This is a genomic window from Paraburkholderia sp. GAS206C (assembly GCF_050435645.1).
GTDB lineage: Bacteria > Pseudomonadota > Gammaproteobacteria > Burkholderiales > Burkholderiaceae > Paraburkholderia > Paraburkholderia phenazinium_B.
The window spans coordinates 43,734-63,697 of the sequence record NZ_JBNDKR010000012.1 but is presented as its reverse complement, the minus strand read 5'-3'; the positions used below and the strand labels follow the sequence as shown (position 1 = coordinate 63,697).

The 19,964-nt window shown below is 63.4% G+C and carries 17 protein-coding genes; 9 read left to right on the top strand and 8 right to left on the bottom strand.

Annotation, left to right across the window (positions count from 1 at the left end):
• The first annotated feature begins 382 nt into the window (after positions 1-382).
• Entirely contained in the window at positions 383-1,114 is a 732-nt protein-coding gene (locus P3T20_RS30330; RefSeq protein WP_074268260.1) for a response regulator transcription factor, read from the top strand.
• Here P3T20_RS30330 and P3T20_RS30325 read toward each other — a convergent pair.
• A complete protein-coding gene (locus P3T20_RS30325) occupies positions 1,080-2,897 on the bottom strand; it encodes a hybrid sensor histidine kinase/response regulator (RefSeq protein ID WP_429288834.1) in 1,818 nt (605 codons plus the stop codon). The two genes, P3T20_RS30330 and P3T20_RS30325, sit on opposite strands and share 35 nt — an antisense overlap.
• A gap of 334 nt (positions 2,898-3,231) precedes the next feature.
• On the opposite strand from P3T20_RS30325, the gene P3T20_RS30320 reads away from it, so the two are divergent.
• The 3 genes from P3T20_RS30320 (at position 3,232) to P3T20_RS30310 (ending at position 8,343) form a co-directional block, all read left to right on the top strand.
• Complete coding sequence (locus P3T20_RS30320; protein ID WP_074268259.1) at positions 3,232-4,023, top strand: hypothetical protein; 792 nt, start codon at positions 3,232-3,234, stop codon at positions 4,021-4,023.
• 14 nt (positions 4,024-4,037) lie between these two features.
• A complete protein-coding gene (locus P3T20_RS30315; protein ID WP_429288704.1) occupies positions 4,038-7,442 on the top strand; it encodes an alpha/beta fold hydrolase in 3,405 nt (1,134 codons plus the stop codon).
• A gap of 112 nt (positions 7,443-7,554) precedes the next feature.
• A complete protein-coding gene (locus P3T20_RS30310; RefSeq protein WP_074268257.1) occupies positions 7,555-8,343 on the top strand; it encodes a hypothetical protein in 789 nt (262 codons plus the stop codon).
• Positions 8,344-8,384: 41 nt separating this feature from the next.
• Here P3T20_RS30310 and P3T20_RS30305 read toward each other — a convergent pair whose 3' ends face one another.
• Positions 8,385-9,785 carry an FAD-binding oxidoreductase gene (locus tag P3T20_RS30305; protein WP_429288703.1) on the bottom strand — a complete coding sequence of 467 codons (1,401 nt, stop codon included), beginning with the start codon at positions 9,783-9,785 and terminating at the stop codon, positions 8,385-8,387.
• Entirely contained in the window at positions 9,782-10,765 is a 984-nt protein-coding gene (locus P3T20_RS30300; protein ID WP_429288702.1) for an isopenicillin N synthase family dioxygenase, read from the bottom strand. The genes P3T20_RS30305 and P3T20_RS30300 overlap by 4 nt, the downstream gene beginning before the upstream one ends.
• A 301-nt stretch (positions 10,766-11,066) precedes the next feature.
• Here P3T20_RS30300 and P3T20_RS30295 point away from each other — a divergent pair, with 301 nt between their 5' ends.
• From P3T20_RS30295 to hutC (P3T20_RS30275), 5 genes are all read left to right on the top strand, one after another.
• Entirely contained in the window at positions 11,067-11,891 is an 825-nt protein-coding gene (locus tag P3T20_RS30295; RefSeq protein WP_429288701.1) for a transporter substrate-binding domain-containing protein, read from the top strand.
• A 73-nt stretch (positions 11,892-11,964) separates the two neighbouring features.
• Positions 11,965-12,615 carry an amino acid ABC transporter permease gene (locus tag P3T20_RS30290; RefSeq protein ID WP_074268254.1) on the top strand — a complete coding sequence of 217 codons (651 nt, stop codon included), beginning with the start codon at positions 11,965-11,967 and terminating at the stop codon, positions 12,613-12,615.
• Positions 12,616-12,660: 45 nt separating this feature from the next.
• Positions 12,661-13,323 (top strand): amino acid ABC transporter permease, encoded by a 663-nt coding sequence (locus P3T20_RS30285; protein ID WP_429288700.1) that lies wholly within the window; start codon positions 12,661-12,663, stop codon positions 13,321-13,323.
• 19 nt (positions 13,324-13,342) lie between these two features.
• Entirely contained in the window at positions 13,343-14,218 is an 876-nt protein-coding gene (locus P3T20_RS30280) for an amino acid ABC transporter ATP-binding protein (RefSeq protein WP_429288699.1), read from the top strand.
• A gap of 110 nt (positions 14,219-14,328) precedes the next feature.
• Entirely contained in the window at positions 14,329-15,060 is a 732-nt protein-coding gene (gene hutC / locus P3T20_RS30275) for a histidine utilization repressor (RefSeq protein ID WP_254369096.1), read from the top strand.
• Positions 15,061-15,111: 51 nt separating this feature from the next.
• Here hutC (P3T20_RS30275) and hutC (P3T20_RS30270) read toward each other — a convergent pair whose 3' ends face one another.
• The 5 genes from hutC (P3T20_RS30270) to P3T20_RS30250 all read right to left on the bottom strand — a co-directional run bounded on the left by hutC (P3T20_RS30270) (position 15,112) and on the right by P3T20_RS30250 (position 19,951).
• Positions 15,112-15,900: a histidine utilization repressor gene (gene hutC, locus P3T20_RS30270; protein WP_429288698.1), complete on the bottom strand. Its 789-nt coding sequence runs from the start codon at positions 15,898-15,900 to the stop codon at positions 15,112-15,114.
• Between the two features lie 91 nt (positions 15,901-15,991).
• Positions 15,992-17,617: an HAL/PAL/TAL family ammonia-lyase gene (locus P3T20_RS30265; protein ID WP_429288697.1), complete on the bottom strand. Its 1,626-nt coding sequence runs from the start codon at positions 17,615-17,617 to the stop codon at positions 15,992-15,994.
• Between the two features lie 8 nt (positions 17,618-17,625).
• Positions 17,626-18,417 carry an ABC transporter ATP-binding protein gene (locus tag P3T20_RS30260; protein ID WP_074268250.1) on the bottom strand — a complete coding sequence of 264 codons (792 nt, stop codon included), beginning with the start codon at positions 18,415-18,417 and terminating at the stop codon, positions 17,626-17,628.
• A gap of 34 nt (positions 18,418-18,451) precedes the next feature.
• Positions 18,452-19,213 (bottom strand): ABC transporter permease, encoded by a 762-nt coding sequence (locus tag P3T20_RS30255; RefSeq protein ID WP_074268249.1) that lies wholly within the window; start codon positions 19,211-19,213, stop codon positions 18,452-18,454.
• 15 nt (positions 19,214-19,228) lie between these two features.
• Positions 19,229-19,951: an ABC transporter permease gene (locus tag P3T20_RS30250; RefSeq protein WP_074268248.1), complete on the bottom strand. Its 723-nt coding sequence runs from the start codon at positions 19,949-19,951 to the stop codon at positions 19,229-19,231.
• Positions 19,952-19,964: the final 13 nt, after the last annotated feature.

The window sequence follows — 19,964 nt, the reverse complement described above, 5'->3', positions numbered from 1 at the left end:
CACGACCGTGCCGCAGAGCCGGCAGCGCAGGAGACCAATCCATCGCCGACACTGTCCGCAGCCCGCCGGGGATCAACACCATAAAAATGAATGCGCCACGCATGCGCCCTCACCGGTCGCATCGCTGGCCACCTGGGGAATGCCTCATGGCCGACGATCAAGCATATGATCGCGGCGTGAGGCGATGAAGATGATGAAGCATCAGCAGTGCGACACAACAGCATAGCCTCGCGTTCGACGAGGCACGCGATAGACGCGGCCACGCTCGCGCAGGTGGCCTGACGGGACGGATGGCGTATCTTGGGGAGGTGCCATCCGCGTCCGGCATCGGCGGAATAAGGGTGGGAAATACGAGCGCGCAGTGCCGACACGCGGAGACATCATGAAGTTTCTTGTGGCCGATGACCATGAACTGATCCGCCAGGGCGTCAAAGGAATGCTGCGCGGACTCGACCCTGATGCCCAGTTCGACGAGGCCGACACCTGGGACACCCTCGCCGCCGCCGCGCGGCCCGACGCCGATCACGATCTGGCGATTGTCGATCTGCATATGCCCGGCATGAGCGGCGCGGCGTCACTCGAAATCCTGCTCAAGGAACACCCGGCGCTACCGGTGGTCGTGCTTTCCGCTGAAGAATCACCTGACGAAATGCGCGCGGTCCTCGCGGCCGGCGCGCTTGGCTTCGTTCCGAAACGCCAGCCGGCCAGCGTCATGCTGAAGGCCATCGAACTGGTGTTATCGGGCGGCGCGTATGTGCCGATGGAAGCGTTGAGTCTGCTCGGCGTACGCGAAACGGCGCAAGCTGCGCAGGCAGCACCGGGCGGCGCGGGGAGTTCGCCGGGCGCGCCATCCGTGACCGAGCCCATTGTTCACGTCGAGGCCTTGCAGCCGCATCAGCAGCATCTGCTTGAAAATCTCGCGCCGCGCCAACAGGACATCATGCGTCTGGTGCACCGCGGCTGGACCAACAAGATGATTGCGCGCGAGCTGGGTGTGGCGGAAGGAACGATCAAGGTGCATCTTTCGGTGATCTTCCGGGCGCTCGGCGTCCACAACCGGTCCACCGCGATTGCCGTGATCAACGGCTGGCTGGAAGCGGGCAGGACGCTGTAGCCAGGTTGCCGGCTGCGCCGTCCCGCTCCGCCTGCTGCCACAAGATTTCCAACGTACGGCGCAGGCGTGCCGGCGTGACCGGCTTATGTAATACGGGAATGCCTTGCGCGGCGAGCGTCGCCAGTTCACCGGACGCCATATCACCGGTAATCAGCAGCATCACAGCCCCTTCGTGGCCGCTACGCCGCAGCGCCTCGCGCACTGCAGTGAGCGCCTGCGCCCCCGTGCGATGGTTCGCCAGCTGGAAGTCGCACAACACCGCGTCTGGCACAAAGCCCTCGCTCAACGCCTGCAACGCCAGCGTTTCGTCGCGCGCACCCCGCACGATGCAGCCCCAACGCCCCAGCAGCCTCGTCAGGCCTTCGAGAATCGAAGGGTCGTCGTCGATGCAGAGCACGTGCCGCCCCTGCGCCGAAGGGCCAGTCACCACCGTGTCGCTCAGGCTGGTCAAAATCCCGCCGGGGTCGCCGACCCGAACCGGAAAGCGGAACACCGAGCCACGGCCCGGCGCCGAACGCAGGCGCAACTCGCCGCCCAGCAGCTCGACCAGACGCCTCACCGTCGGCAGGCCGAGGCCATGTCCCTGGCGCGCGTCGCGTTGCGGGTTGGCGACCTGGTAGAACTCCTCAAAGATGCGCTCCTGCTCGACGGCCGGAATGCCGATACCCGAATCGCGCACCTCGATGTAGCCGCCGTCACGCCGCCCGCCGCGCCGCAGGCCCACCCAGATCGCACCCTCCTCGGTATAACGCACCGCATTCGACAGCAGGTTGCTCAGCACCCGTTCGAGCAGCACCGGATCGTCGTGCACCACCATCGTGGTGGGCGCGATGCGCAGCGCCAGCCCTTTCGCCGCTGCCTGCGGCCGGTACTGGCTGCCAACCCGTTCGAACAGTTCGTCCAGCCGGAAATGCAGCCGGATAACCTGAGTGACACCGCTCTCGAGCCTCGCCAGATCGAGGACCTGGTTGAACAGCTGGTTGAGAGCCTCCACGTTGTGAACGATGTGAGCGGCGGTTTTACCGTGCTGCGCCTGCGTCACGGCAACGTCATTTAGCGACGCCGCCAGCAGGCCGATTGCGTGCAGCGGCTGGCGCAGATCGTGGCTCGCCGCGGCAAAGAAGCGCGTCTTGGCGAGACTCGCCTCTTCCGCGACATGCTTCTGCTCGGCGAGCGACTCCGCCAGTTGCTGCTGATCGACGCGCGCCTGCACGACCCGCTGGAACAGCTTGCGATAGCTGATCGCATAGACGTTGATGGCGCAAAAGAAGAACGCGAGGACGATCGCCAGGATGGTGCGATCGAAGTTGTGGCTGCCGAACAGCAGCACGATGGCCGGCAGCAGCACGAAGATGATGCCGGTCGAAAAGTTGAGCAGGTCGAAGCCATTCGACATGAACACGCCCGCCGCCAGCGTTACCAGCATGACGGTGTGCAACACCGGCAGATCCGCTTGCCGGCTGTGGAACGCGAACCAGATCGCCAGCCCCGGCGCGCTGTACAGCAACACGCCACGCACCGCGTGCAGCCTGATCCAGTTGCGCGCCGTCATGGCGTTGGGCCAGCGGCGCCTGCAGAGCCACAGCCCCAGGGCGGCAAAGTTAGCCACCGCGTAAAAACCAAAGCACGCGGCAAACAGGTGCGGATACGGCATGTCGACCCAGTAGATCGACACGAGCACCGCTATGGCGAACCAGTGAGTGAAGAACGCTATCGGATTCTGGGCGTACAACACCCGCACCAGGTCCTCGTCGATCGCTCGCTGGACAGGATCGGCCCGCATCGTGCGGTCTCCCATGCAAGGTTATTGCTGCCGGGTCCGGCTATTTCGATGGTGAAGTGCTGCGGGCAAGAGGCGGGCTTCAGCCGCCCTGGATGACCGAAATGGTGCATGACATCAGGCGGCGCTAGCGCCAGCGGCCCTTTGGGACCATCGGCGCCGTTGGTTTACCCAGCAGTTTACCTGTCAGCTATCACTTAATCCATATAGGCGAAGCCGCCCGCAAAAACCATACTGGGATCACTTTCCAGCGCGGCACCGGGCCGGTTCACACAGCCCTCGCCGCCCCGCACTGGGGCCTACCGCGCGCTTGACCCATCCTTCGACGGAGGTTTTCATGGGCGCTGTACCGAGCCGCGAGTTCGTCCGCAATCTGGACAATGCGATCCTGCCTGATCTGTGGCGCCGTCGCACCCAACTGTCCGGTGACGAAATGGTTTCGATGGTGGATCTGGTGAAACGGGCGCTGCGGACCTACCATCCGCTCGAACTGCAGGCGCTCGGCGAGGACAAGGAAGAACTGGTCGCGCAGTTCATCTTTTCCCGGGTTTTGCGCCTCACCCCCGGTCATTCCGACACGAACGCCTGCGCCGAAAGCGCGCCGTCCAACGGCTACGCGCTGTGCGCATACTTCCGCCGCTATCTGATCGACTGCCTGCGCAGCGCCGGCCATCAGCGCAACGTCTCGATGGAAAACGAGGGCATGGCGCAGGAAATCGATCTGCACGCTCACGCGCTCGAAGACCCGGTCGAAAGCGTGCTGCTGCAATACGGTCTCGACGAAGCGCGCGTGCGCTTCGCAGCGCGGGCCTTCATCGACGGCCTCGACGAACCGGAGCGGATCGTGCTGGCAGGCAGCCTCGGCTGGTGCTCGGAATGCAAAGGCGGACTTTCGGCCGTGGCGGCACAGCATCGCGTTCCCTCTTATCACTATCGCGCCATCAAACTCGGCGTCACAATGAAAAAGACGGACGACGCCGCCGATTTTTCCAATACCAAGATCGGCCGCTGGCTGGTCGACGTGCTGGGCATCGAAATCGACGTCGAAAATCGCGCGGCGATCCTGATCGCGCTGAACCTGCTCGCCGCCGAATCGACCGACAGCGAAATGAATGAAGTGGCCGCCTAATCGAGGTGTTCTCGATGGATCGCTTGTCCAGCGCCATTCAGGCAATGCAGCCGCACTACGAAATCGTGGTAGTGGGCTCGGGCTATGGTGGCGCCATCGCGGCCAGCCGGATGGCGCGGGCGGGCCGCAAGGTGTGCCTGCTCGAACGCGGCCGCGAATTCATGGCGGGCGAGTTTCCCGCCACGCAGCTTGAGGGTGCGAGCCAGGTGCAATACAACACTGAGCTTGCGCAGATCGGCTCGCCGCTGGCCTTGCTCGAAGTGCACGTCAATGCCGAGGTCAACGCGGTGGTCGGCTGCGGACTCGGGGGTACCTCGCTGATCAATGCGAACGTGGCGCTCAGGCCCGATCCGCGTCTATGGCAGGACCCACGCTGGCCCGCAGCGGTGCGCGCCGACGAGGCCGGCCTCGCCGCCGGGTACGCACGCGCCGAAGCAATGTTGCAACCGTCGCCCGTGCCCGCTGACTTCCCTTCGCTGCCGAAGCTCAATGCGCTCGCGCGCTCGGCGCAGGCACTCGGCATGCAGGATCGCTTCTCGCGACCGCCCATCACGGTCACCTTCAAGGACGGCCCGAACGCAGCCGGTATCGGACAGAAACGCTGTATCGGCTGCGGCGACTGCAACGCAGGCTGCAACCATGAGTCGAAGAATTCGACCCACATGAACTATCTGCCGGACGCGGTCGCGCACGGCGCGCAGATTTTCGCGGGCGTAGCCGTGCATTCCGTGGTGCGCGACGAGGCCACCCGGCAGTGGCTCGTGCGCTATCAACCGGTGGACCTCGGCCGCGAAATCTATGACGCGCCGGATCTGGCGGTCACTGCGGATATCGTCATCCTGTCGGCGGGCACGCTCGGTTCGACCGCCATCCTGTTGCGCTCACGTGACGCCGGACTATCTGTGTCCACGCAACTCGGCGAGCACTTCACCGGCAATGGCGATGTGCTCGCCTTTGCCTACAACACCGATGAGCCGATCAACGGCATCGGCTGGGGCGCACACAAGGCCGGTGAAATTCCGCCGGTCGGACCCACGATCTGCGGCCTGATCGATCACCGCAATACACCAGACGTCCGCGATGGCTTCGTGATCGAGGAAGGCTCGCTGGCCGGGCCGGTCGGAGTAGCCATGATGGGCGTGATGGGGATCGCCGCGCCGGCCGAAGGCGTGAAGATGCCCGAGCCGCCGTCGTCGACACACGCCACGCTGGATGCCGACGCGCGCATCGCCGAAAGCCTGTTGCGCGGGCCGTACCACGGCGCCATGAACCACACGCAGACGTACCTCGTGATGGCGCACGACGACGAAAGCGGACAGATCACGGTCGAGCATGGGCGGCCACGCATCCGCTGGCCCAACGCCGGCAAGCAGCCGATTTACGCCACCATCGAAAAGACGCTCGAAGCGGCGACGCGCGCACTGGGCGGCGACTATGTGCGCGACCCGATCTCCGCGAATCTGCTTGGCGAGCGCCTCGTGACCGTGCACCCGTTGGGCGGTTGCGCAATGGCGGATAGTGCTGAAAACGGCGTCGTCGATCAGGCCGGCCGTGTGTTCTCGGGCACGACAGGGGCCGAGGTTCATGACGGCCTGTATGTGATGGACGGCGCGGTCATGCCGATCTCGCTCGGCGTGAATCCACTGCTGACGATCTCGGCACTGGCCGAACGCAACTGCGCACAACTGGCTGCGGCGCATGGCTGGCAAATCGACTACACATCGCGCGGCGACGTCGCGCCACCGCCACCGCAAAAGATCGGCCTGCGCTTCACCGAAACCATGATCGGCACCTACGAGCCTGATGCAGCGCAGCCAGGCGCGTCTCACAGCACCATTCCGATCAGCTTTACGCTCACGGTCGAATCCGACGATCTGGCCGACATGCTCGAGAACCCTCAGCACGCTGCACGCGCAGTCGGCACGTTGACGTGCCCGGCGTTGTCGGCCCAACCAATGACCATCGTGGATGGCCATTTCAACCTGTTCGTCGTCGATCCGACCGAGGTCGACCGACGCGACATGAACTACCAGATGACGCTCGAGACGGTGGACGGTCCGCGCTACTACCTCTCAGGACAGAAGATCATCACGCGTTCGTCGCTACTCGAACTGTGGCCGCAGACGAATACTTTGTACGCGCAGATCCGCGCTTCCGACGTCGCCGATGCCCCCGTGATCGGCAAAGCAACCCTGATCATCACGCCAGAGAATTTCCTCAGGCAGATGCGCACCATCGAAGTCACGCACACACCTGACCTCGCGACACGGCTCGAATGGACGCTGAAATTCGGCAAGTTCTTCGGCGGGGTGCTGTTCACTGAATATGGCGGCGTCGCGGCGCCGCTGCAGTTTCTGGATTCTGAGGACACCTCCGCACCGCGCGTGAAGCGCACCCTACGCGCGCCGGCGCCGGAACTGAACTGGTTCAATACATCCGGAGCGGACGGCAAGACACTAAAACTGACGCGCTATCACGCTGGCAACAAGGGACCGGTGCTGCTTGTGCACGGCTCGGGGACGTCGAGCCGGATCTTCTCGACGGACCTGGTCGACACCAACCTTGTCGAGTTTTTATGCGCCGCCGGTTATGACGTATGGCTCGTCGACCTGCGGGTGAGCATCGAACTGCCGAGCGCGCTCGAATCCACCACGGCGGACGCGATCGCACATGAGGACATCCCCGCCGCTGTCGCGCAGGTCAGGCGGATCACGGGCGCGGAGCAGATCCAGGTAGTGGCGCATTGTTTCGGCGCAATGGCCGTCACCATGTCTTTACTCTCGGGGCTCAAGGGCGTGCGCTCGGCCCTGCTGTCCCAGGTATCGGCCCATCCGGTTCCGGGTGCATTGCAGCGGATCAAGGCCGGTCTGCACATGCCGGAAATACTCGAACACCTGGGCGTCAGGGACTTGACGGTATTTACGCGGGCTCATGACTGGCCACACAATCTGCTCGACGAGGCGCTGCGCCTCTATCCGGTTGGACACGACGAAGGCTGTGGCAATGCGCTCTGCCATCGCGCGACGTTTTTGTATGGTCTCCTCTATGAACACGCTCAACTCGGCGAGCAGCTTCACGCCAATCTGCAGGAGCTATTCGGCGTGCATGACGTCGAGCTTTTCAGTCAGCTGGCAACGATGGTGCGTGCGGGACACGTTGTGGACGCTCACGGCAAGGACGTTTATCTGCCCAATCTGGAGGGCATGCGTCTGCCGATCGGCTTCATTCACGGTTCAGAGAACCGGTGCTATCTGCCGGTGAGCACTGAAACCACCTTCAATCTGCTGGTGGAGCGCTTCGGTGCCGAACATTACGAACGGCATGTGATTCCTGGGTATGGACATCTCGACTGCATCTTCGGCAAGAACGCGGCGGCGGATGTGTACCCGGTGATATTGCGCTATCTGGATGAGCATTGAAGCGCTATGTGCGTCCGGTATCCGAATGACTCGATCATCCTGCAGACCGCGCCTGCAAATTCATTTATGATCCGAATCACTCCAATAAACCCTAACAGCTACGGCAAACGCCATGGAAGAATTGACCTTCGGTAACTGCGTCAAGAATAGCTGGATCAGCACCTGGCAAGCCATCGTCCGGATGCCTGGATTCTTCCTCTGCATATTTGCAGTCCTCACCTGCACCACCCTACTCTCCGCTCCCTTTCAGCATCTCGCCCCAGGCGCAGAACTCGATTTCGCAGCAAGGGCCGGTCATCCTCTCGTCAAGCTGGTTTGCTCAGTGCTGCAGCTCGTCGTCTACGGGTGCGTGATCATCAAGGTCAACCGGTTCCTGCTACTCGGCGAAGGCACCCAGCCTCTCCTGCCCCTCAACGGCGAACCGCTCGGCCGCTACATGCTCTTCTCGCTGGGTCTCGCGGTGGTCCTGGTTGTGGTGACGGTTCTGCTTGTCATGCTCCTGATCCCGGTCATGCGCCACATGGGCGCGGGCGGCTTCTTCCTGTTCGCGTTACTCATTTCGCTAGCGTATCTGTATGCAGTCTGCCGTCTATGCCTGATCTACCCGGCTGTCTCTCTAGGTAGCCCGCTTACGCTGCGAGCGGCATGGAAAGACAGCCGCGGTCATTTCTGGAGCATCCTCGGCGTCGGTTTCGTCGCCCACCTGCCGCTAACGCTCATCTGGACAATCACATTTGCCGTGCTCGGCCCGAGGCTGTTAATGTCCGGTGGGCAGGGCTCGATTGCATTCGCGTTGGGATTCGGGTTCATCAACACCGTCTTCATAGGACTTGCCGCCTCGGTCCTGTCCTGGCTTTACCGGCGTTACGCCAACGAACTGCTGGACTACTCCGCCTACTGAGATGCCGGGCGGCATGGTGTCCATGTCCGCCCCACTCGCCTTCAAAACAGCTTGCCCGGATTCAGAATTCCGTGCGGATCGAGCGCCTGCCTGATCGCGGCCATGGCAGCCAACTCCTCGGGCGAGCGTGAAATCGGCAAGAACTCGCGCTTCAATAAACCGATGCCATGCTCCGCCGACACCGAGCCGTGCAGCGGTCCCAGCATCTCGTAGACGAACGCGTACACGGCGTGATGATCGATGCCCGGGAGCGAACGGCCGTCCACGGTGAGGTGCAGATTCGAATCGCCGATGTGCCCGAAGAAATACGACTCGTTGCCGGGCCACTGACGATCGAGTGCCGCGCGGCAACGCTCGACGAATGTGCCGATCTCACCAATTGGCAGGCTGACGTCGAAATTGATCGGATCGAGCCGTACCGGGAATTCGGCCGTGCATTCGCGCACCGCCCATAGAGCCCGCGCGTCGGCCACCGATTGCGCAATCACTGCGTCGCGAATGACCTGTGTGTCGAGCGCTTCGGCAAGCGCTGCAGCGAAGCGCTCGCCGTCGTCCGCCGCATCGAAGCTGGCGTGCTCGATCAATGCATACAGCGGATGCGCTTCGGCGAATGGCGAGCGTGCGCCAGTCAATGCAACACCGAAGTCATAGAAGTCAGGCCACATGATTTCGAACGCACCGATATCGTTGCCAAAGCGCGTCGACAGCCGCCGCAACAGACTTACCGCAGCATCGTAATTGTTTAGCGCAACCAGTGCGGTATGCCGCGCCGCGCGTTGCGGATGCAGCCGCAATACCGCCCGCGTGATGACGCCGAGCGTACCTTCCGAACCGATAAACCAGTGCTTCAGGTCATAGCCGGTATTGTTCTTGACCATCTTGCCGAGCGAGCTCAACACCGCGCCGTTCGCGAGCACCACTTCGAGGCCGAGCACCTGATCGCGTGCCGTGCCCGACTGGATCACGCGATTACCGCCGGCGTTGGTGGCGAGATTGCCGCCGATCTGGCACGAGCCGCGTGCGCCGAGATCGAGCGCCAGTTCGAAACCCGCCTGCGCGGCCGCTTCCTGTGCGGTCTGCAAGGTGGTGCCGGCCAGCACCGTCATGGTCGCTGAGGCCGGATCGATCTCTTCAACGCCCGTCATACGCTCGAGCGATAGCGCGATATCGGCGGCGCGTGGGATCGCCCCGCCCGCGAGGCCCGTCATACCGCCCTGCGGCACCACCGGTTGATGCGCTGCATGGCAGATCGCCAGTGCCCGCGACACCTGTTCCGTCGTGCGTGGCAAGAGCAACGCTGCTGCGCGGGTTGGTTCGTGACGGGTCCAATCGGTCATTGATCGCTCGCCGATCTGCTCACCAACGCGCACTGCGTCCGCACCCAGCGCATCGCGCAAGGCAGCCAGCGTACTGGAAAACTCCGCGGGAGTACTTACGGTCATGCCGTCGTCCCCTGGACCGCCAGTTTCTTTCGATAACCCATGGAGTCGTTGATACGACCGAGGATGTAGTCTCCCGCCGCGACTGGCTGATACTTGAGGTCGGCTTCGCTGGTGCCGAGTTCGCGTGGGTCGACTAGCGCACCGTAAGTCGGATCGTAGAAGGTCGCGATCGAATAACGCTCGCGGCCCGACGCGTTGATCACGCGGTGCAGCGTCGAGCGGAACCGGTCATTGGTCCAGCGCGCCAGCAGATCGCCGACGTTGACGACGAAGCTGCCGGGTACGGGCGGCGCGTCCACCCATGTGTCGTTGGCGATTTCGCGCACCTGCAGGCCGCCCACCTGATCCTGCCAGAGCAACGTGATGCAACCGTAGTCGGTGTGCGGCGCGACGCCGAACTGCCCGGCATCCGATTGCGGCGGCTGCGGCGGGTAATAAACCATCTGCGTACGCTGCATCCGCTTGGTATAGCGCGGCGCGAAAAACTGTTCGTCGACGCCGAGACCCGCCGCTACCGCGCGTAACAGATCCGCGCCGCACGATGCCACCGCTTCGTAGTAGCCATACAGCGCCGGGCGTAACGCTGGCATAAAGTCCGGCCAGTTGTTCGGCCCGCGTAATGCCTGACCGGCAAGCACATCGGGATCGTCCTCCGGCAACTCCAGTCCGACGCTGAAAAATTCCTTGTAGTCGGGCCGCTTCGCCTGGTACATGGTGGCGTCGCCGAGCGCATTGAAGCCGCGATGCCGCTGATTCACCGCCACGCGGCGCTTGGTCTCGACCGGATACGCAAAAAAACTGCGGGCCGCGTGCTCTGCGGCATCGATCACCGCTTGCGGCACGCCGTGGTTGACGATGTAGAAAAACCCGATCGTGGTGCAGGCATCGTGAATCTCACGGCCGACGCGCTGCAGGGCCGCGGGGTCGCCGGCGCGCACCCCGGCAAAGTCGATGATCGGAATGCGGGTGACAGGTGGCATCGCAATGCTCCTGGTGAGCAAGATGGATATGACTGAGGAATGCGGGCACGGCCTTTACTTCGAACACCTTGCAAAGCGAGCCGGGCGCTACGCGCGTTCTCAGTTGTATATACCGCCAAAAGCACCTTCGCAAGCGACGTTTCCGCTCGGACTCACCATCGCCAGGCTTGCCTTGCAGTGCACAATGCGATTATTTATTTCGCACAAAAGGTGCGGTATATACTGCCTCGCATACCGATCAATAGCGCGCGCCTGCTCTAGTGCGTGCCGCGCGACACCGCTTTGCCAACCGGAGAATCGTATGAGCATCCTTGCAGGCTGGAAGTGTCGTTTAGTGATGTTGGCATTGTGTACAGCAAGCGTTGCTGCCCACGCGGATCAGCTCGCCAAGGTCAAGCAGGCGGGCGAGCTTGTCGTCGGTACAGAAATGCAGTTCGCACCGTTCGACTTTCTCGAGAACGGCCAGCAAGCCGGTTTCAACAAGGACCTGTTCGCCGAGATCGGCAAGGAACTGGGCGTGAAGGTCCGCTTCATCGACCTGCCCTGGCCGAGCGTGTTGCCCGGTCTCGAAGCCGGCAAGTTTGACATGGTGGGCGGGCCGCTGACCGTGACGAAAGCGCGTATGGATCGCTATACGTACACACTGCCCATCGCCGACGCCACCGACGCGCTGCTCAAGCGCGCCAACGACACGTCGCTGAAACAATCGTCGGACATCGCCGGCAAGACCGTGGGCGCCGGCAAAGGCTCAGCGCAACTCGATCAGTTGAAGGCCTATATCGCGACGCTGCCCAAGCCGCCTGAAGTCCGCGAATACGTCGACAACAACCAGGCGTACGCCGACCTCGCTGCCGGCCGGATTGCCGCCGTGGCGAACTCGATGACGAACATCGCCTATGTGGCGAAACAGCGGCCCGAGACCTTTGCGGTTGTGCAGCCGCCGTTCGGCGCCAAGGTGTACTTTGCTTACTGCATGCGCAAAGACCCGGACAGCAAGTCGCTCGACGACGCCTTCAACGCCGCGCTGATCAAGATGCACGACGATGGACGTCTCGCCGCGTTGCAGAAGAAGTGGTTCGGCGTCGCGATGGATGCGCCGACCACGCTGCCCACGCCGAACTACTGATGAACTGAGCGAACCGCTGCCGGACACGCGTCATGCCGCAGCGGTTCGCCGGCTCTTCTAGCGGGTGCACCACATGTTCAGCATGACTGTCTTTCTGCAGGGGCTGCCGCTGCTGCTGCACGCGGCCATCGCCACGGTCGGCATTTCGCTGACGGGGCTCGTGATCGGCTTCTTTGTCGCGATCGCCGTGTGCTCGGCCCGGCTCTCGGCGCATCGTGCCGCGCGCATGTTCGGCGGTGCGTACGTGTTTTTCTTTCGCGGCGTGCCGATGCTCGTGCAACTGCTGCTCGTCTACTACCTGCTGCCGTTCGTCGGCATCAACGTATCGCCGCTCGCTGCAGCGATCAGCGCGGTGTCGTTGTGCTCGGCCTCGTATATCGCCGAGATTCTGCGAGGCGGTTTTCTGAGCATTCCACCTGGGCACATCGAAGCAGCGCGCATGCTCGGCATGTCGCCCTTCGACATGCTGCGCCGGATCCAGGTGCCGCAGGCGTTCCGCCTCACACTGCCGTCGCTCGTCAACGAGATGGTGCTGCTGATCAAGGCGTCGTCGCTGATCTCGGTGGTCGGCGTGGCGGAACTCACACGCACCGCGCAGAACATTGCCGCCAGCACTTATCGGCCGCTAGAAGCATATGTTGCTGCGGGACTGATCTATTTCGTCATCTGCGGCGCGCTCGCGCTGGTTGCGCACGGTGCCGAGCACCGCTTGCAGCACGCCTGAAGATGCCACCGCGACAGCACTGAAACCAAGCCCGAGCCCCCAGCGATGCAGCAATTCGATCCCACCGTCATCACCCACAACCTGCAGCCGATTGCAGCGGGTCTCGCGACGACCATCGGCACGTGGGTGGCGGGTGTCGTCATCGGCATGCTGATCGGCTTTCTGATCGCGGTGCTGCAGCTGTTTTGCGGACGCTGGGTGCGCGGGCTGCTGCGCTTCTATATCGAACTCTTTCGCGGCACGCCGTTTCTCGTGCAGCTATTTCTGCTGTATTACGGCGGCCCTTCGTTCGGCCTCACGCTTGAACCGATGACCGCCGGTGTGCTCGGCCTCGGCCTGTACGGCAGCGCGTATTTTGCCGAGGCGTTCCGCTCCGGCTTCCAGTCCGTGCCGCGCGGCCACCTGGAAGCGGCGTCCTGTCTCGGGCTGTCGCGCTGGCAAGCCGTGCTACGCATTCAGGTGCCGCAGATGCTCGTGCTGATCGTCCCAGCGCTTACCAATCTGATCATCGTGCTCAGCAAGGAGACCGCCGTGCTGTCGATCGTCACCGTGCCCGAACTTACCTTTGTCCTGACCGGTATCGGTTCGGCCACCTTCGCATTTGTCGAAACGCTGCTGGCGCTGTGCGTCTGCTATCTCGCAGTGGTCGAGATCACCTCGCGCGCCGGCATGTGGGCCGAAGCCCGGATTGCGCGCTTCATGGCATGACCCCACACTGGACCGATCGATGAACGCCCTTGCCGATATGCCGACCTCCGACCCCACCGCCGCCACCGCTGCAGGACACGCGAACAGCGCATCGCTGATCGACGTGCGCGACCTGCGCAAACGCTTCGGCGAAGTCGAGGTCCTGCGCGGCGTCGACCTGCAGATTGCCCGCTCCGAGGTGGTCTGCATCATCGGACCGTCGGGCTCAGGAAAAAGTACGCTATTACGCTGTCTCGCAGCGCTTGAAACCTACGATCAGGGTGACGTACGCATCGAAGGCGAACTGCTCGGCTATACCGAGCGCAACGGCAAACGCGTGCGCGCATCGCAGGGCGAAATCAACCGCGTGCGGCGCAATGTCGGCATGGTGTTCCAGCAGTTCAACCTGTGGCCGCATATGACAGCGCTCGGCAATGTGATGGAGGCGTTGTTGCGAGTGCAGCATCTTTCGCGCGACGATGCGCGACGTCGCGCCAATACCATGCTGGAGACGGTCGGGCTTGCGCACAAGGCGGATGCGTATCCGGCCAAACTGTCGGGTGGCCAGCAGCAACGCGTGGCGATTGCGCGAGCGCTCGCCATGGAGCCGCACATCATGCTGTTCGACGAACCCACCTCGGCGCTCGATCCTGAACTGGTCGGCGAGGTGCTGCAGGTAATGAAACAACTCGCACGCGACGGCATGACGATGGCCGTCGTCACGCACGAAATGGGCTTTGCCGCCCAGGTGGCCGACAAGGTCGTGTTTATCGATCAGGGCCGCATTGCCGTGGAAGGCAAACCGCGCGACGTCTTTCACGATGCGGGCCAGCCGCGCCTGCGCCAGTTCCTGCAGAATTACTTCGACCGCAACGCCTTCTGGACCCAGGACGCCGGCGAGGCGGACCCAGCATGACCGCGCGCGCCGCCCGCGGTACTGGCCGTATGCCGGCAACGCGCGTTTCTGCAAGCGCCGCTGCCGCGACCGCCAGCGCTGCGGCTGGCGCGGCTGGCAGTGCGCTCGACATGCCCGACCATCCGACTGCGCGCTACGAACAGGTCAAAAGCCATATTCGCCGCACCATCGAATCAGGTGCGCGGCAACCCGGCGACCGCATCCCGTCCGAACTCGACCTCGTCGCCGAACTGGGCGTCTCGCGCATGACTGTCAACCGCGCGCTGCGCGAGCTCGCCGACGAAGGGCTCGTCACGCGGGTGTCGGGCGTGGGCACTTTCGTCGCCGAGGCCAAACCGCAATCCACCCTGCTGATGATCGCCCATATCGGCGACGAGATCCGCTCGCGCGGTCATGAGTACACCTACGAAACGCTGCTCAAGCAACGCGAAACCGCGCCTGTGGTGGTGTCCAACGCATTGGGGCTGGCGCCGGGTGCTTCGGTGTTTCATGTGATCTGCGTACATCGCGAGAACGGCCTGCCGGTGCAACTCGAGGACCGCTACGTCAATCCGGCCACCGCGCCGGAGTTTTTGCAGCAGGACTTCGCGGCGATCCGCCCATCCGAGTATCTCTACAACGTCGTGCCGGCGCATGACGTCGAACATGTCGTGGATGCAGGCCTCTCGACGCCTGCCGAAGCCGCGCTGCTGGAAATCCGCGTCGAAGAGCCGTGTCTGACGCTGGTGCGCCGCACGTGGACGAGCGGCGTAGCAGTGACGTTCGCCCGCTTCGTTCATCCGGGCTCACGCTACCGGCTGGGCTGCCGGTTCACGCCGGACATCTCCCAGCGCCAGGGGTGAATACGGCGGCCTGGACGGGCCGCCTGAACAAGCCACAGTCCTGGATCAGATTCAAACGTTGCCCGCCAGATGGAAGCGCGACGCCGGATGCCACAACCGCACCGAGGTCGCCACCGCAACGCCCACCCAGGTGCGGCGCCACAACAGCAGGCACGGCTCGCCGATCTCCATCAGCAGATGCTTGCGCACGTGCGCGTCAGGCTTTTGCGCATAGATGCGAAACTCGGCGCGCTGGATCGGCGCGAGCCGCACCATGTAGTGATTCGGCGTTTCGGCCGTGAAGTCCTGTTGCAGATACTCGGGGAATACCTTCGGATTGACGTAGCGGTCTTCGTACTGAATCGGCTCGCCTTCTTCGCAGTGCACGATGCGCGAATGAAACGCCGGTCCAGCGGACAGACCGAGTGCATCAAGCGCCTCCGGATCGTCGCTCGGTTCGAGCGTCAGCACGCGCGCCATATGCCGATGGCCGCGCGCAGCAATCTCGTCCGCGATATTGCGAATCTCGAGTACCGTCGATTCGTAGCGCTGCGGCGCAACGAACGTGCCGGACCCTTGCACGCGGGTCAATACCCGCTCGGTGGTCAGCTCGCGCAGCGCGCGCGACACGGTCATGCGCGCCACGCCGAACTCCTTGACCAGTTCGGTCTCCGATGGAATCAGCCCCCCCGGTTTCCAGTCGCCTTCGGCAATCCGCTTCACGACGTAGCGCTTGATCTGCTGATAGGCAGGCGTCGCTTTTGCCGGTTCCTGTGCGTTACTTTTTTCTGACGCTTCGGCAACCTGGCGAGGACTGCCCTCGGTCGTTTCGAATGGCGCGTTGTCTATGTTCATATTCACGTCGACCTCGTGGGTGGCACGCAATACGCAAATGCGCCAATGCGTCCGGCGGGTAGGCCGGCCGCACCGGCTCGTGGTTCCATTGACCGTTTCACGCCGCCGATTGCAGATCGCAAGCAGCGATCGCAACCGTCGTGGGTGCTGCAGGGCTCGCGCCGGCAACCGGTGGATAGGCAGTGTCCGCTCCGGTACCAACGGTTGCAGGCCGCATCTTACCCGGGTCCGGTAGCGGCGGCGGCGCTGTGTCGGCAATGATACGGAATGCCAGCGCCATGTCCTCGGCGAGCGGCCGGTCGTCGCGATAGGTCGGCACGGCGCTGCGCACGCGTCGCCACAAGGAATCGGTGTACGGCGCGCGCGGGGCATCGAGCGTTTGCAGATCGTAAGCCTGAGCTGCTGCCAGCAGTTCGATGGCGACGATACGGCCAGCGTTGTCGACGATCTCCAGCGCCTTGAGCGCCGCCGGCGTCGCGTGACACAAATGGTCTTCCTGCAGGCCGGATGTGATCCCGCCGTCGAGGCTAGCGGGCATGGCGAGGCGCCGGTTCTGCGCCACCAGCGAAGCCGCGGTGTACTGCGCAATCATGAAGCCCGAACAGGTGCCGCCCGGCTCGGCAAGAAACGCCGGCAAGCCGCTCACCAGCGGATTGACGAGGCGGTCGAGCCGCCGCTCCGCCATCGCCGCCACCTGCGCGATAGCCGTAGCAAGGCTATCCATCGCCAGCGCAATCGAAGCGCCAACGGCATGGGCCTGCGAATAGACGCGCGGCTCTTCGGGCGTGCCGGCAACGATCGGATTGTCGGTGATTGAAGCGAGTTCGCGATTGACGACTTCCGCGGTTGCGCTGAAGACGTCGCGGGCCGCGCCATGCACATGGGGAATGGTGCGCATGCTGAGCGGGTCCTGGGTGCGCCGCCCGATCGCCGCTGCGAGTATGCCGCTATCGGCAAGCGCGCTGCGCATTCTTTCGCCGACCAGACTCAGGCCCGGTGAAATCCTCAACGCCAACGATTCGGCATCAAAAGCAACCAGTTGGCCGCGCAGGTTTTCGAAGCTCATGGCCGCGACCACGTCGGTCCAGTCGAGCAGCCGCCCGGCGCGCGCAAGCGCCAGCGCCGCAAGTCCTGTCACGCAGGGCGTACCGTTGACCAGGCTGAGCCCCTCTTTTGCGTCGAGCACGAGCGGTTCGAGTCCGAGCCGCTGTAGCGCTTCACGCCCGCTGAGACGCTCGCCGCGGTAGTGCGCATGACCCTCGCCGATACACACGAGCGCGATATGCGCCATATGGCTCAGGTAGCCGACCGAGCCGAACGCCGGCACCTCGGGCAGGCAGCCGGCGTCGAGCAGCGTCACCAGCCGCTCTGCGACGGCAAGCCGGATACCCGAATGTCCGTGAGCAAAGTTGTTGACGGCCGCAGCGATAATCGCCCGCGTTTCCGCGGCGCCGAGCGGCGTGCCGACACCCACGGCATGACTCATCAGGATGTTGCGCGACAGGGTGCGTTGTTCGGATGGCGAAACGATCACATCGCACAGCGCGCCCACGCCGGTGTTCACGCCATAGGCGCGAATGCCGCGTTCGACGATCTGTTCGACAAGCACGTGGGCCGCCGAAATGCGCGCGCGCGCATCGGCGGAAAGCTCAAGCGGCTCACCCGCGGCGACCGCCGCGATCTGACGCCAGTCCAGAGGACGATCGGAACGGATAACGGCCATGACGATACTCAGTTCGTAGTGCGATGGTGGTGGCTCGAGACGAATTGCCTGAAGCGATCGGACTTGAGATCGCCGAACACCTCGTCCGGCGTGCCGTCAGCTTCGACTTCGCCCTGATGCAGGAACATCACGCGGTTCGACACATGGCGGGCAAAGCCCATCTCGTGCGTGACCACCAGCATCGTGCGGCCCTCCTCCGCCAGCGAGCGCATCACCCGCAAGACTTCGCCCACCAGTTCCGGATCGAGCGCCGAAGTCGGTTCATCGAACAGCATGACCTTCGGATGCATGGCCAGCGCCCGGGCGATCGCCACGCGCTGCTGCTGACCGCCCGACAGGTGCGCAGGATAGTGGCCGCGCTTTTCCGCCAGACCGACTTTGGCGAGCAACGCTTCGGCCTCTTCGACGGCTTCCGCGCGGCTGCGCTTTTGCACGCGCATCGGACCTTCGATCAGATTGTCGAGGACTGTCATATGCGACCAGAGATTGAAGTTCTGGAACACCATGCCAAGTTGCGAACGGATGCGGTCCACCTGGCGGCGGTCGCTTGGTTGCAGCTTGCCGTCGCCACGGCGCTTCATTTTCAGTTCTTCACCGGCCAGCGCGACCGAACCGTCGTCCGGTGTCTCCAGCAGGTTCAGGCAGCGCAGGAAAGTGCTCTTGCCGGAGCCGCTGGCGCCAAGGATCGAGACCACGTCGCCTTCATGCGCGTCGAGCGAGATGCCCTTCAGAACGTGATGCTCGCCGAACGACTTGTGAATGTTCTTGACCGACAATGCAACGGGTGCCGTAGCGTTCATTTGATTCTCCAGACTATCCAGGACGAGTGGCCGTTCAAGGTGCCGCCCGAGGGGTTTGGCGTGCTTCGGTGGCGGCCGGAACCGGGCGCGTTGCGGCTTGAGCGGGCGCCGCGCGCAGATGGCGCGACAGCCGTACTTCGAGCAGCCCCAGCAGACGCACAATGATGAAATTCAGGAACAGATAGATCAACGCAGCGCAGATAAACACCTCAGTAGTCCGATAGGTCTGCTGGATGATCTGCTGCGCGACGCCGGTCACTTCCCACACGGTGACGAGACTCGCGAGCGCGGTCGACTTCACGAGCAGCACGGCCTCGGTCGAATACGCAGGGAGACACTGCCGCAACGCAATCGGGCCGATCACCCTGCGCAGCAATGCGAAGCCCGACAGGCCGATCGCATAACCCGCTTCGATCTGTCCGACCGGCACGGCCATCAGGCCGCCACGGATGATCTCGGCGGTGTAGCCGGCCGTACACAATGCCAGTGACAGCACCGCACACATATACGGTTCGCGCAGCACCGGCCACAGGAAGCTCTCGCGGATCACACCGAACTGGCCGAGCCCGTAATACACAAGGAACATCTGGATCAGCAGTGGCGAGCCGCGAAACACAAGGATGTAAGCACGCGCAAAGCGGTTCGGCAGCCAGTGCGGCGACACACGCATCGTGACGATCACGAGCGACAGCAGACCGCCCAGCACCAGCGAAGAAAAGAACAGTCCGAGCGTGGTCGGCACCGCGGCAAACAACTGGCGCAGCGTGTCGAGCAGGAAATCGAAGTCGATATGCATGATGACCCGGCCTCGTCAGTTGCGCGCGAAATTGCGGCGGAAGGACCGGCCCACACGCGCTTCCGCGTGATTGAAGATCCGGTTGGAGATGCTCGTCATCAGCAGATACAAGCCGCCGCCCACGACGAAGAAGGTGAAATACTGATGGGTCGAGCCTGCCGCTATCTGGCTCGCGCGCAGCAGTTCGGCAAGGCCGGTGACCGAGATCAGCGCGGAATCCTTCAAGCTCAGTTGCCATACATTGCCGATGCCTGGCAATGCGAAGCGCAACACCTGCGGAATCAGAATGCGACGGGCCATCGTCAGCGTGGACATGCCGATCGAACGGGCCGCCTCAAGCTCGCCGCGGGAGACCGCCAGCACGGCCGCGCGGTAAACCTCGGCCTGATACGCACCGGAAATCATCCCTACCGCGAGCGCGCCGATGACGAAAGGCGGTACGCCGACAAAACCGTCGGCGCCGAACCACTGACCGATGGTCGTCACCAGCGTCGAACCGCCGAAATAGAACAGATAGATCACGAGCAGTTCGGGTACGCCGCGAAACACCGTCGTGTAGAAATCGCCGACGATGCGCAAGCTGCGAAAACGCGACAGCTTGGCCGCCGCCACCAGTGCGCCAAACACCGCGCCGACAGCGAGCGCCGCGAGCGTCAGCGCGACGGTCATCAAGGCTGCCAGCAGCACGACGCCGCCCCAGCCATCCGGCCCGAAGCCGAGCATCCCGATAAGAGTCATACCCTACTCCTCG

What these genes read in the sequence shown, in the direction of transcription:
- P3T20_RS30295 (WP_429288701.1), top strand. Translation starts at nt 11,067, where the DNA reads ATGAGCATCCTTGCAGGCTGGAAGTGTCGTTTAGTGATGTTGGCATTG.
- P3T20_RS30325 (WP_429288834.1), bottom strand. Translation starts at nt 2,897, where the DNA reads ATGCGGGCCGATCCTGTCCAGCGAGCGATCGACGAGGACCTGGTGCGG.
- P3T20_RS30265 (WP_429288697.1), bottom strand. Translation starts at nt 17,617, where the DNA reads ATGGCCGTTATCCGTTCCGATCGTCCTCTGGACTGGCGTCAGATCGCG.
- P3T20_RS30285 (WP_429288700.1), top strand. Translation starts at nt 12,661, where the DNA reads ATGCAGCAATTCGATCCCACCGTCATCACCCACAACCTGCAGCCGATT.
- P3T20_RS30250 (WP_074268248.1), bottom strand. Translation starts at nt 19,951, where the DNA reads ATGACTCTTATCGGGATGCTCGGCTTCGGGCCGGATGGCTGGGGCGGC.
- P3T20_RS30255 (WP_074268249.1), bottom strand. Translation starts at nt 19,213, where the DNA reads ATGCATATCGACTTCGATTTCCTGCTCGACACGCTGCGCCAGTTGTTT.
- P3T20_RS30280 (WP_429288699.1), top strand. Translation starts at nt 13,343, where the DNA reads ATGAACGCCCTTGCCGATATGCCGACCTCCGACCCCACCGCCGCCACC.
- P3T20_RS30315 (WP_429288704.1), top strand. Translation starts at nt 4,038, where the DNA reads ATGGATCGCTTGTCCAGCGCCATTCAGGCAATGCAGCCGCACTACGAA.
- P3T20_RS30330 (WP_074268260.1), top strand. Translation starts at nt 383, where the DNA reads ATGAAGTTTCTTGTGGCCGATGACCATGAACTGATCCGCCAGGGCGTC.
- P3T20_RS30300 (WP_429288702.1), bottom strand. Translation starts at nt 10,765, where the DNA reads ATGCCACCTGTCACCCGCATTCCGATCATCGACTTTGCCGGGGTGCGC.
- P3T20_RS30260 (WP_074268250.1), bottom strand. Translation starts at nt 18,417, where the DNA reads ATGAACGCTACGGCACCCGTTGCATTGTCGGTCAAGAACATTCACAAG.
- P3T20_RS30290 (WP_074268254.1), top strand. Translation starts at nt 11,965, where the DNA reads ATGTTCAGCATGACTGTCTTTCTGCAGGGGCTGCCGCTGCTGCTGCAC.
- P3T20_RS30305 (WP_429288703.1), bottom strand. Translation starts at nt 9,785, where the DNA reads ATGACCGTAAGTACTCCCGCGGAGTTTTCCAGTACGCTGGCTGCCTTG.
- P3T20_RS30320 (WP_074268259.1), top strand. Translation starts at nt 3,232, where the DNA reads ATGGGCGCTGTACCGAGCCGCGAGTTCGTCCGCAATCTGGACAATGCG.
- P3T20_RS30310 (WP_074268257.1), top strand. Translation starts at nt 7,555, where the DNA reads ATGGAAGAATTGACCTTCGGTAACTGCGTCAAGAATAGCTGGATCAGC.
- hutC (WP_254369096.1), top strand. Translation starts at nt 14,329, where the DNA reads ATGCCCGACCATCCGACTGCGCGCTACGAACAGGTCAAAAGCCATATT.